General features: G+C 34.1%; 11 protein-coding genes. 7 read left to right on the top strand and 4 right to left on the bottom strand.

What is annotated here, in order from left to right:
* The first annotated feature begins 50 nt into the window (after positions 1–50).
* The 7 genes from ACNH59_RS08570 (at position 51) to ACNH59_RS08540 (ending at position 7,849) form a co-directional block, all read left to right on the top strand.
* Positions 51–1,307 carry a sigma 54-interacting transcriptional regulator gene (locus ACNH59_RS08570; protein ID WP_418262133.1) on the top strand — a complete coding sequence of 419 codons (1,257 nt, stop codon included), beginning with the start codon at positions 51–53 and terminating at the stop codon, positions 1,305–1,307.
* A gap of 75 nt (positions 1,308–1,382) precedes the next feature.
* Positions 1,383–1,886, top strand: coding sequence for an LptE family protein (locus ACNH59_RS08565; protein WP_418262132.1), 504 nt, complete (start codon positions 1,383–1,385; stop codon positions 1,884–1,886).
* Between the two features lie 52 nt (positions 1,887–1,938).
* Entirely contained in the window at positions 1,939–2,781 is an 843-nt protein-coding gene (locus ACNH59_RS08560) for a tetratricopeptide repeat protein (RefSeq protein WP_418262131.1), read from the top strand.
* Positions 2,782–2,788: 7 nt separating this feature from the next.
* Entirely contained in the window at positions 2,789–3,112 is a 324-nt protein-coding gene (gene secG, locus ACNH59_RS08555; protein ID WP_418262130.1) for a preprotein translocase subunit SecG, read from the top strand.
* Positions 3,113–3,255: 143 nt separating this feature from the next.
* Positions 3,256–3,531: a co-chaperone GroES gene (locus ACNH59_RS08550; protein WP_071184975.1), complete on the top strand. Its 276-nt coding sequence runs from the start codon at positions 3,256–3,258 to the stop codon at positions 3,529–3,531.
* Between the two features lie 84 nt (positions 3,532–3,615).
* A complete protein-coding gene (gene groL / locus ACNH59_RS08545) occupies positions 3,616–5,244 on the top strand; it encodes a chaperonin GroEL (RefSeq protein ID WP_418262129.1) in 1,629 nt (542 codons plus the stop codon).
* Positions 5,245–5,509: 265 nt separating this feature from the next.
* Entirely contained in the window at positions 5,510–7,849 is a 2,340-nt protein-coding gene (locus ACNH59_RS08540) for a hypothetical protein (protein WP_418262128.1), read from the top strand.
* Between the two features lie 103 nt (positions 7,850–7,952).
* Here the strand turns inward: ACNH59_RS08540 and ACNH59_RS08535 are convergent, their stop codons facing one another.
* The 4 genes from ACNH59_RS08535 to ACNH59_RS08520 all read right to left on the bottom strand — a co-directional run bounded on the left by ACNH59_RS08535 (position 7,953) and on the right by ACNH59_RS08520 (position 11,815).
* The gene (locus ACNH59_RS08535) at positions 7,953–8,624 is read right to left on the bottom strand and encodes a DUF2490 domain-containing protein (RefSeq protein WP_418262127.1); all 672 of its coding nucleotides are present in this window, start codon (positions 8,622–8,624) and stop codon (positions 7,953–7,955) included.
* 179 nt (positions 8,625–8,803) lie between these two features.
* Complete coding sequence (locus ACNH59_RS08530) at positions 8,804–9,490, bottom strand: DedA family protein (RefSeq protein WP_418262126.1); 687 nt, start codon at positions 9,488–9,490, stop codon at positions 8,804–8,806.
* A 105-nt stretch (positions 9,491–9,595) separates the two neighbouring features.
* Entirely contained in the window at positions 9,596–10,951 is a 1,356-nt protein-coding gene (locus tag ACNH59_RS08525; RefSeq protein WP_418262125.1) for an MBL fold metallo-hydrolase RNA specificity domain-containing protein, read from the bottom strand.
* 33 nt (positions 10,952–10,984) lie between these two features.
* Positions 10,985–11,815, bottom strand: coding sequence for a restriction endonuclease (locus ACNH59_RS08520; RefSeq protein WP_418262124.1), 831 nt, complete (start codon positions 11,813–11,815; stop codon positions 10,985–10,987).
* Positions 11,816–11,823 lie beyond the last annotated feature (8 nt).

Genomic DNA, 11,823 nt, shown 5'->3' with positions numbered 1-11,823 from the left:
TCAGGAGAACTTTTAAACCTTAAACTAAAAAACTTTAAACAATTATTTTAATGGAATCAGTTCAAAATATAAAACAACGATTTGAGATTATTGGTAACGAACCAAAACTCAATCGTGCGATAGAGAAAGCAATACAAGTTGCCCCAACAGACATTACCGTTTTAGTTGTGGGAGAAAGCGGTGTAGGTAAGGAAAGTATCCCAAAAATCATACATACCCTATCCCATCGCAAACACGGCAAATACATTGCTGTAAACTGTGGCGCAATACCTGAAGGGACAATTGACAGTGAACTTTTTGGTCACGAAAAAGGGGCTTTTACAGGGGCTACCAGCACCCGTGAAGGCTATTTTGAAGTAGCCAATGGCGGAACTATCTTCTTAGATGAAGTAGGCGAATTACCCCTTACCACCCAAGTACGTTTACTTAGAATTCTTGAAAACGGAGAATTTTTAAAAGTAGGTTCGTCTCAAGTCCAAAAAACAGATGTTCGTATTGTAGCGGCAACCAATGTCAATTTATTTGATGCTATCGGGAAAGGGAAATTTCGTGAAGACTTGTACTATCGTTTAAGTACTGTCGATATCACTCTACCTCCTTTACGCGAACGAAAAGACGATATTCATTTACTTTTCAGGAAATTTGCAGCCGACTTTGCTCACAAATACAAAATGCCTCCTATAAAATTAGATGAAGGCGCCGTTGATGTTTTACAAAAATTTCGTTGGAGCGGTAACGTTCGTCAATTGCGAAATGTAGCCGAGCAAATATCCGTTCTAGAAACAAATAGAGATATCAATGCTTTGACTTTACAATCGTATCTACCTACTGAAGGAAGCAATTTACCATCAGTAATTAGTGATAAAAAAGCAGAAAGCGATTTCAGTACCGAAAGAGACATTTTATACAAAGTGCTTTTTGACATGAAAAGTGACTTAAATGATTTGAAAAAACTCACTTTAGAATTAATGAAAAGTGGCACTGCTAAAGCCCAAGACATTAACCCTAATTTGATTCAGAAAATATATGGCTCACAGGAAAATGAAAGTGAAATTGATTTCGAAGAACGTCCTAATACCTCATTAATTACAACAACAAATAAGGAAAATCAGTATCAAGAGCCTGAAGACAATTATTTATTTGCCGAAACAATAGAAGAAGAGGAAGTTCTTAAATTAGAACAAAAAGAAATTGAAATGATCAAAAAATCATTAGAAAAGAACAAAGGAAAACGCAAAGCTGCTGCGGAAGAACTTGGGATTTCAGAACGAACTTTGTACCGAAAAATCAAACAATTTGATCTTTAAAACTAATTGTGATTCCCAAAACCTAAATTCATATATTTGAAATCTCATTTTAAAAAAAACATTTTTGCCGTTCTAATGAAAAAAACACAACTGATATCCCTTCTTTTTATTTTATTTAGTTTCAGTAGCTGTTCTGTTTACAACTTTACGGGCACCGGAAAAATTGACGCTAAAACTTATCAAGTCAACTTTTTTCCTAACAATGCTGATTTAGTAGAACCTGGAATTGATCGTAGATTTACGCTAGCATTGCAGGATCTTATTATGAATCAAACCAACTTAAATTTGGTAAAAAATGGTGGCGATCTCACTTATGAAGGAGAGATTGTAGATTACCGCATCAGTCCAATGACTGCAACTGCCGATCAACAGGCCTCACAAAACCGATTAAAAATAAGAGTTAACGTTCGCTTTTTCAATAAGAAGAAAGAAAAAGATAATTTTGAAAAAACATTTGAATTTTTCTACGATTATCCAGCAACCCAACAATTAACGGGTTCTACTTTGGACAATGCCTTAAAAGATATATTTGAAAGAATTACACAAGACATATTTAATGAATCATTAGCCAAATGGTAAAATGATAGCTGATTTTTTTATCTAGCTAAAAAAAGAGACAGAAAAACAACCTATGAACATCACTGATTATACTTACTTACTAAACAAGCCCAATTCCATTTCAGAGAAACACACCTCTGCTTTGGAAAATGTCTTGGATGAGTTTCCTTATTTTCAAAGTGCCCGCGCCCTTCGATTAAAAGGACTCTACAACCAAAATAGCTTTAAGTATAATTATGCCTTGAAAGTAACAGCTGCCCATACCACGGACCGAGCTGTTTTGTTTGACTTTATCACTTCAGATTCGTTTACATCAATACAACGAGAGTTATTTGACAAAAAAACAGCAGAATTGCTAAACATGACCGTTGTTGATTTCGAAACAGTAGAAACAGAGAATGCTATTTCTACAAATACAATTGAAGACTCTATAATAACTTCTATTAAAGAAGCGTCTCCAAAAGAAACTGACACTGTAACAACTTCGGTAGAAGAAAAGCTTTCCATTGGAGCGCCATTAGATTTTTCAAAGTCAGAGAAACACTCCTTTCAAGAATGGCTTCAATTATCACGAATTCAACCTATTGCCCGAGAAAAAGAAGAAAAAGACGTGCCAAAGTCCACTGAAATTTCTCCTGAAAAGAAGAAAAAAGCAGCTTTAATTGATAAGTTTATTGAAGCCAGCCCTAAAATATCTCCGGTAAAATCAGGAAGCAGTCCTAATGTTCAAATTGACATTAATAAGGAAGACCATACATACCTGATGACAGAGACGTTGGCAAGAGTTTATCTGGAGCAAAAAAAATATCAAAAAGCCATACAAGCTTATGAAATATTAATTTTGAAATATCCAGAAAAAAGTAGTTTCTTTGCAGACCGTATTTCGGATATTAAAATTTTACAACAAAATAATTAAACATACAATGAGCACATTTTCAATTTTTTTAGTTTTAATCACAATAGTTTGTTTTCTATTGGTAGTAGTAATCATGGTTCAAAACCCTAAAGGAGGTGGATTATCTTCTACTGTTGGCGGATCCCAAATGCTAGGTGGTGTGCAAAAAACTACTGACTTTTTAGACAAGTCTACTTGGACACTAGCTACAATTTTGATTGCATTAATCTTGTTATCTAGTTTGAGTTTTACTGGAAGCCTAAGTGATACCGATTCTAAAATCATTGACAATACGCCAGCAACAGCTGCACCTGCTCCAATTCAAAGTGCACCAGCAAGCCCTGCAAAATAATCCATTTGCAACAACAAAAAAATATAGAAAATGCCAGCCTGTCAAAGCTGGCATTTTTTTTAAGAAAAATTGTCAGTCAAAATGGACTGGCATAATTTCTGAATAGCGAAAGGCAAACAATAATTAATTTAAAATAAAAAATCATGACATTAAACATCAAACCACTTTCAGACCGTGTTCTGATTGAACCAGTTGCAGCTGAAACCAAGACAGCGTCAGGGATTTTTATTCCAGATACTGCCAAAGAAAAACCACAAAAAGGAACCGTTGTAGCCGTAGGAAATGGCACAAAAGATCATGAAATGACCGTAAAAATTGGAGACACTGTTCTTTACGGCAAGTATGCAGGTACCGAACTAAAACTAGAAGGCACAGATTATTTGATTATGAGAGAAGATGATATTCTTGCGATAATCTAAAATTTGTTTCAAGTTTCAGGTTCCAAGTTGTAAACCTGACGCGAAACTTTAAACAAAGAACTTTAACATTAAACAAAATTTAAGATGGCAAAAGATATAAAATTTGATATTGAAGCACGTGACGGACTAAAACGTGGAGTTGATGCATTAGCAAATGCAGTAAAAGTAACTTTAGGGCCAAAAGGTCGTAACGTAATTATTGGAAAATCATTTGGAGGTCCTACAGTGACTAAAGATGGTGTTTCAGTTGCTAAAGAAATCGAATTAAAAGATGCTCTTGAAAACATGGGAGCTCAAATGGTTAAAGAAGTAGCTTCAAAAACTAATGATTTAGCTGGAGACGGAACAACAACTGCAACGGTATTGGCTCAAGCTATAGTAAAAGAAGGCTTGAAAAACGTAGCTGCAGGTGCTAACCCAATGGATTTAAAAAGAGGAATCGATAAAGCTGTTGAAGCTATTGTTGCTAATTTAGCTACTCAAACTCAAGTTGTAGGAAGCGATTCAGACAAAATCAAACAGATTGCTTCTATTTCTGCTAACAATGACGAAGTAATTGGTGAATTAATTGCTACTGCTTTCGCAAAAGTAGGTAAAGAAGGCGTTATTACTGTAGAAGAAGCTAAAGGAACAGAAACTTTTGTAGATGTTGTTGAAGGAATGCAGTTTGACCGAGGATACCTTTCTCCTTACTTCGTAACGAATTCTGAAAAAATGGAAGTAGACCTAGAAAGCCCATACATCCTTTTATATGACAAAAAAGTTTCTTCATTAAAAGAATTATTACCTGTTTTAGAGCCAGTAGCTCAATCAGGAAAACCATTATTGATTATTGCTGAAGATGTTGACGGTGAAGCACTTTCTACATTGGTTGTAAACAAATTGCGTGGAGCTTTGAAAATTGCTGCTGTAAAAGCACCTGGTTTTGGTGACAGAAGAAAAGCAATGTTAGAAGATATCGCTATCTTAACTGGCGGAACTGTAATCTCTGAAGAAAGAGGATACACATTAGAAAACACAACTCTTGAGATGTTAGGTTCTGCAAGTAAAGTAACTATCGACAAAGACAACACAACTATTGTAAGCGGTGCTGGTGAAGCGGAAATGATTAAAAACCGTGTGAACCAAATCAAAGGTCAAATGGAAGTAACTACTTCTGATTATGACAAAGAAAAATTACAAGAGCGTTTGGCTAAATTAGCTGGTGGAGTTGCTGTTCTTTATGTTGGTGCTGCTTCTGAAGTTGAAATGAAAGAGAAAAAAGACCGTGTAGACGATGCATTGCATGCTACTCGTGCAGCTGTTGAAGAAGGAATTGTTGCTGGTGGTGGTGTAGCGTTATTAAGAGCTAAAAATGTATTGAAAGACATTACTGCTGAGAACGCTGATGAAGCTACTGGAATCCAAATTATCTCACGTGCTATCGAAGCTCCATTACGTACTATTGTTGAAAATGCGGGTCTTGAAGGATCTGTAGTGGTAGCAAAAGTTGCTGAAGGTTCAGGAGATTTTGGATACAATGCTAAAACTAACGAATATGTTGATATGTTGAAAGCAGGTATCATTGACCCTAAAAAAGTAACTCGTGTTGCTCTTGAAAATGCGGCTTCGGTTTCTGGAATGATCCTAACAACTGAATGTGCTTTAATTGACATTAAAGAAGAAGGACCAGCTGGTCATGCTCACGGTGGTGGCATGCCAGGAATGATGTAATAACATCTCTTTCTAAATAATAGAATCCGTTCAATTTTACTAATTGAACGGATTTTTTTTATCCTAAAAACAACGACTTTAAATTTAAACCTTTTATCATTTTACACATCTTACCTTATTAGTTTTTAGCACTATAAATCATATTAAGATTACATTAACAAGAAAACCGATTAAATCAATTTAAATTTACTCTGAAAATAAAAAAACTACCAATATAAACTATACCCATTTATACCTTATGAAATTAAATATTAGCTTATTTTGCATGCTACTGTTTGCACAATCATACTCTCAAACCAAGACCACCTCAAATACTCATGAGAAAATTAAAAGCATTTTAGAAACGTATTTCAAATACGACAGAGAAAACATCCATGTACAGTTCAACAAGGACGTATATGTAACCAATGAAGACATCGCTTTTAAAGGTTATGTTTTAAATAAAAATTACGATGCCCCTGATGCAAATACTACCAATGTACAATTAGTAATCTATGATGATCAAGACCAAATAATTCAAAAACAATTACTCTACACCACTAAAGGTACTTTTTCGGGCGGAATCCATTTGAATAACAAATTCAAATCTGGAACTTACCACTTTCACTTTTACACAAACTGGATGAATAATTTTAATGAAGACGACTCCTTTACTCAAGCTGTTGAAATCATTAACAAAGACGAACCTTACAACCTAAAATCTAATGAACCTAATTGGAAAACTGCAACAGTATCAATCTTCCCTGAAGGAGGCAATATTATCGGCCAGATAAGTAATACTGTAGGTGTCAAAATAGTAGATTGCAATCAAAAAGGTATCGAATTACAAGATATACTCATATTAGATTCTAAATCCAATGAGATTTCTCGTTTTAATACAAACAAAATGGGGAATGGAATTTTTTATTTCATCCCAGACACAAACGAAACCTACACACTAAAAATTACAAACGACAAGCTCAAAATTTCCCAACCTTTGCCTATTACAAAGGACACAGGAATTACATTGAGCTACAATAATAACCTACCAAAAAACATTCTGGCTGTAGCTGTAAAAACCAATGAAAAAGGATTAGAATCGTACAATAACAAAAAGTTTATCTTAATGATTCACCAAAATGCTCAATCCGTTCAAAAAGAATTCACTTTCAAAAATAACGAAACGGAACAAGTTTTGTTATTTGACAAAAAATATTTGGCAAACGGTGTAAACAGCATCCGCCTTATCGACGAAAACCTTAATGAAATAACCGAAAGACTCGTATACCATTATGGTAATGAAAAACCAATCACTACACTTGAAGCCAAAGCCATTGCAAATGACAGTATTGTTTTATCAGGAAAAACAAATTTAAAACAGGCCAATTTAAGCATTAGTATACTTCCAGGAAACAACAATTGTGTTCAACAGAAAAAATCGATTCAAGGAACATTTTATCTTGATGCCTACTTAGAAAAACCTATAAAGGACAATTACTTCTATTTTGACCCAACCAACGAAAATAGAAAACAAGACATGGAAGCACTAATGTTAAACCAAGTTAGAAGTAAATTTTCATGGGACAACTTAAAAAACAAACCCCCTAAAATAAACTTTACGTACAACAAAGGAGTTACCATAAGTGGCAAAGTAGAAAAAGAAGTCGGAACAAAGTCGGAATATAAAATTTCACTCATTTCATTAAAAGACAATGTTTTTGAAGACACAACTATTGAGCCTAATGGAGATTTTAAATTCGAAAACTTTTTTGCTCAAGACTCTACAGTTTTCATTTTGCAAATGGTCAACCAAAAGAATATTGTAAAATACACCAAAATGCAAGCTCGTGTAAAACCTAATGAGAGCCAATTTATGCTACCTCTTCAATTTGAGAAGAATGTATGTCCTATTGAAAAGAAACCAGAAAACAATTTCACATTTGCTAAATCTCCTTTTGAAGAAGACATCGTAAACCTGGCCGGGGTAACAATCCAAAACACTTTCAAAAAAGAGGTTTTAACTCATGCTAAAGAAGTAGGACTTATGGCTAATGGTTTTAAAATTGAAGATTCAGATTTTGGCTCAGTACTAGATTTCCTTTCACGACAAGGATTTAGAACTGGAGTAGATCCTGAGGAAAACACAGTCTACATTCGAGGTTCGAGAGATTCTTTTTCAAACGAATCCCCAGCAGTTCTTATTGACAATATCCAACTGTTTGACCTTAATCTTCTATTTAGCATGGATATTTCGGAAGTAGATGAAATCTATATTGATAAAACAGGCTCTTCAAATATATCTGTAAATGCAGGTAGCTCTATTCTAATTTTCCTTAAAAAAGGAGGAAGTAAAAATGATTATTTCCGAGCAAAGCACACTTCATTGATTGTAACCACTGGGTTCACGAAAGATATTAACTTTAAAAACGCTGCTTTCGAAACTCAAAAAGAATTCTTTCAATTTGGAACACTTAATTGGACTCCTAATTTAACTATCAAAGACAACCCAAATTACGAGCTTAAAATTCCTAAAGTTGGCCAAAAGGAAATCAAAGTACTCATTGAAGGGTTTACAGATGATGGTCAATTAATTTCTGAATACCAAACAATTACGGTACAAGAATAAAATATACCAAACAATTACGGTACAAGAATAAAATATACCAAACTAAAATCCCGATTAAACAAATAGCATTTAATCGGGATTTTAATTTAACACAACCTTACTTTTACTTTTTATAAAAATCCAAGTTGGTCACATAAGTCAATCTAACTGTTGGATTTGTTTCTTGAATGGTATTCCCAAAATTCCAAATCTGTTGGTGTATGTAATTTAATTGTACTTGATGATGTGGATTAAAGTTATAACCAAGTCCTGCAATAATTCTATTTTGGTTAAACAAAGTTTTTCCTGCATTAGCACCAATATTCAAAAAGGCTTCATCACCTACCACTCCAAAAAGCTTGGTCTTCTCGTTTTCTTTAGTGATTGCATAATTCGCCAGAAACATATAACGCACTCTATTCCTGTAATCATATCGATCGATTTCATATTCATTAGTAACAGGATCTTTGATCGCAATCCCCACAAATCGGTTTTCATCACGCAAACGGTGGACAAATTTAAAATTGCCGCTTGTATGCGTATATGTTCCCTGAATCCAAACATGTGATTCTGGTGAATCAATTTTATTCAATGGAACTTCGCCATACACATAAGTTTTATACTGCGTAAAACCAATACTACCTACAAATTTCTTAGCGAATTGATAATCGATACTTGGCCTAACAAACCATTGTTGTTTTTGATTAAAACCGTCAGCATAACGCATGGAGCCTTCAAAAGTGAAAGAGGTTTTGGTTGTCAACATGTTTTTCCCTACATAGCTGAAGCCATACATTGTTAGTCCCTGTTTTTTGTTGTGCAAAATTATTTTGAACAAGAGCAAGTGTTCCCAAACAGAGAAAGAGGATTGTTTTTTTCATAGGTGATTGTTGAATTAAAAAAATAGATATTTTTAATTACCTCTCTAAATGACTTTTTTACAAGAAATTTAAAAATATAAAAGGCAATTGTACTCTATTCTTCAAAGTTGGTCTTTTTCTTTTTGGTTAATTTTAAAATCACAGGAGAAAGCGTGATCACAACTAAACCAATTACAATAAATTCAATATGGTCTTTCAAATCAATTTGAAATTTTTCTAATAAAAAACCGTACAAATAATGACCCGCAAAAATTAAAGTATAGGTCCAAAGGAAAGAACTTACCACATTATAAAACATAAATTTCTTTTTGTCCATAGTTACAATCCCTGCAACTATAGGAGCAAATGTTCTAAAAATAGGCAAAAAACGAGCAAAAATTATAGCACGCCCACCATGCCTTTCAAAAAAATCTTTGGATTGAATTAAGTAGCTTTTCTTAAACCAAAAGCTATCTTCTTTGTTATACAAATAATAACCACTTTTAGCACCAAACCAATAACCTACTATGTTTCCTAATATCCCAGCTATTCCAATAAGTGTTGCCAAGATAAAAACATTGAGAAAATCACTTTCAAGAAAAAGTATGTTTTCAACTAATTCTCTATTATAAATCCCTGCCAAAAACAACAAACTATCTCCTGGTAAAAAGAAACCTGCAAACAAACCTGTTTCAGCAAAAACAATAAACAATACAATATAAATTCCTAGTTTTATTCCGTTTATATCAAAATGAATATAAAAAAGTGGATCTACTAAATTCTTCCAATCAAAGCTGTTCATTGTCTGTTTATTTTAAAACTATAATTTGCCGTGAAAGTAAGTATAATTTAGTTCAACAACAATTTATTATTACTTTTTAAAACATTATTAACGTATAAAAACAACTTACAACTTTCGCTCTTGTCCCATAAGCGGAATTGTACAGTCATAACCATATACTTCTTTGATTTTGATTCTAAGTGCATCAGCAGGCTCATTTTCGCCGTGTACTAAGAAAATCTTTGTTGGTCTTTCCTCTAAGTCAGAAAGCCAATCCAGCAAATCCTGTTGATCACCATGTGCAGATAATCCTTGAATTTGTAATATCTTGGCCTTTACATTGTAATAATTACCATAAATTTTTATCGATTTGGCTCCTTCTAACAATTTCCTGCCTCGAGTTCCTTCTGCTTGATAGCCTACAATAACAATCGTAGTCTCTGGAATCCCAATATAATACTCTAAATAACTTAAGACACGACCTCCCGTTACCATTCCGCTGGCTGCTATTACCACTTTGGGACCTTTATCATAGATGGCACTCAAGGTTTCTTCGTAGTCAGCATTTATAGTAAACATATTACCCATCGATTGACATATTTCTGGTGTTAATTTATGCCATTTGCTATTTTGCAAAAAAACTTCAAAGGCACTTGCTCCCATCGGAGAATCAATAATATATGGAATATCAGGAATGCGACCTTCTTTCTTTAATTGCCATATCAAATACATCACTGTTTGTGCCCTTTCGACTGCAAAACTTGGAATGATTACCGTACCACCATTGTGAAAAGTAGTATTGATATAGGTTTCTAACTCAAACTTTACATCTGTATCGGGGTGTAATCTATCGCCGTACGTACTTTCAAGGAAAATATAATCTGCTTTTTTTGGTTTGATAGGTGGATACAACAAAAAGTCGTTTTCTCGACCTACATCACCCGAAAAAACCAATGTTTTACCTTCAGCATTTAAACTAATGCTACAAGCCCCAATTATATGCCCTACAGGATTAAAAACTACCTCACTCCCATCCTCCAAAATTAATGGCTCTCCTGGTTTGACAATTCTAAACAAAGGCAATACTTTCTTGGCTTGTTCTACAGTATATAATGGTTCTGGAATTTCGTGAATGGAATAATTCTCCTTAAGTGCTTTTTCAGCTTCTTCCTCCTGTATCTTGGCACTATCCAAAATAATTAGTTTTGCAACATCTGCAGTAGGACTAGTACAATATATTTTTCCTTGAAAACCCTGATTTACTAACCTTGGCAACCAACCACAATGATCTAAATGACCATGCGTTAGCAAAACCACATCAATTAACGAAGGCAAAACAGGTATTGGTTCCCAATTAAGTTCCCGCAAAGGCTTAATCCCTTGAAAAAGTCCACAATCTATTAAAATGGACATCGTACCAGTCTCAATTAAGGTTTTAGATCCTGTTACAGTACCCGCACCTCCTATAAATTTTACTTTCATTTGCTTAAACTTAGATGAAACAATAATTATAATTCAAAAACATTTACAAAGTTCTGTAACCTCTTTAACAATGTTTTTTACACGTTTGGGACTTATTTTTATCTGCGCTAACCGTTCTGGACTGGTTGTTAAATCTCTGGCCAGAATTACACCTAGTGCTAATAATTTTTCTTTTTCTGCCAAAGTAATAGTGGTCAAACATGTCACAGGATACAGACAATCTCTGTAGTTCTTCACTTTAATACTGTTGTCTTTAGGATAATCCCAACTGAGCAATTTTATTCCAGAGCAAGCAGCAAAGTCTATAGCATCTGTAGTAAATCTATTGTTGGTGGCAATCCAACATTCTGAGATTTCGTCTTTTTGCGAAAAGACTTTATGATTCACTTGGTTGAGATCATTGTATCGGGAGAGAATATACATTGGTACCTTTACATCAGAAGCAGCCTCTTGACTAACATGAAATTTACATTCAATCATAGCGATGCGATCATTTTTTTTGACCAATACATCCACTTCATGAGAAACACATCTTCCTTGTAATGTTACATTCATTTTGACCTCATATTTTTCAGATTCAAATATCTTAGCAATGTATTGTTCAAAATAAAAACCTGTAGGTCCAAGCAAATGAATCGCTGTTTTTAAATTGTATCTCGCCGCATGGAAGTTTGCATTTTTCTTTAGTAAGCTATATGCTTTTTTATAGATATTACGAGTCGTTATACCTTCATAAACCTCCTCTGTTAATCTTTGCAAAATATCATCCACAACAGACATGCTTGCGCCTGAACTCAAAAGAGATCGCCTTAATTTTTCGGGGTCAAAATCGACACTATCTCCAGTTTGACTTTTTACTTTCATATCACCAT

This window comes from Flavobacterium faecale, assembly GCF_048320115.1.
GTDB classification, from domain to species: Bacteria; Bacteroidota; Bacteroidia; order Flavobacteriales; family Flavobacteriaceae; genus Flavobacterium; species Flavobacterium faecale_A.
Note: the sequence above shows the minus strand (reverse complement) of the source record. Positions and strands in the feature narration are given on the sequence as shown.

Bases quoted from the DNA above. Each gene is read 5' to 3' on its own strand.
- ACNH59_RS08525 (WP_418262125.1), bottom strand. From the start codon at position 10,951: ATGAAAGTAAAATTTATAGGAGGTGCGGGTACTGTAACAGGATCTAAA.
- ACNH59_RS08535 (WP_418262127.1), bottom strand. From the start codon at position 8,624: ATGTATGGCTTCAGCTATGTAGGGAAAAACATGTTGACAACCAAAACC.
- ACNH59_RS08530 (WP_418262126.1), bottom strand. From the start codon at position 9,490: ATGAACAGCTTTGATTGGAAGAATTTAGTAGATCCACTTTTTTATATT.
- ACNH59_RS08520 (WP_418262124.1), bottom strand. From the start codon at position 11,815: ATGAAAGTAAAAAGTCAAACTGGAGATAGTGTCGATTTTGACCCCGAA.
- groL (WP_418262129.1), top strand. From the start codon at position 3,616: ATGGCAAAAGATATAAAATTTGATATTGAAGCACGTGACGGACTAAAA.
- secG (WP_418262130.1), top strand. From the start codon at position 2,789: ATGAGCACATTTTCAATTTTTTTAGTTTTAATCACAATAGTTTGTTTT.
- ACNH59_RS08560 (WP_418262131.1), top strand. From the start codon at position 1,939: ATGAACATCACTGATTATACTTACTTACTAAACAAGCCCAATTCCATT.
- ACNH59_RS08550 (WP_071184975.1), top strand. From the start codon at position 3,256: ATGACATTAAACATCAAACCACTTTCAGACCGTGTTCTGATTGAACCA.
- ACNH59_RS08540 (WP_418262128.1), top strand. From the start codon at position 5,510: ATGCTACTGTTTGCACAATCATACTCTCAAACCAAGACCACCTCAAAT.
- ACNH59_RS08565 (WP_418262132.1), top strand. From the start codon at position 1,383: ATGAAAAAAACACAACTGATATCCCTTCTTTTTATTTTATTTAGTTTC.
- ACNH59_RS08570 (WP_418262133.1), top strand. From the start codon at position 51: ATGGAATCAGTTCAAAATATAAAACAACGATTTGAGATTATTGGTAAC.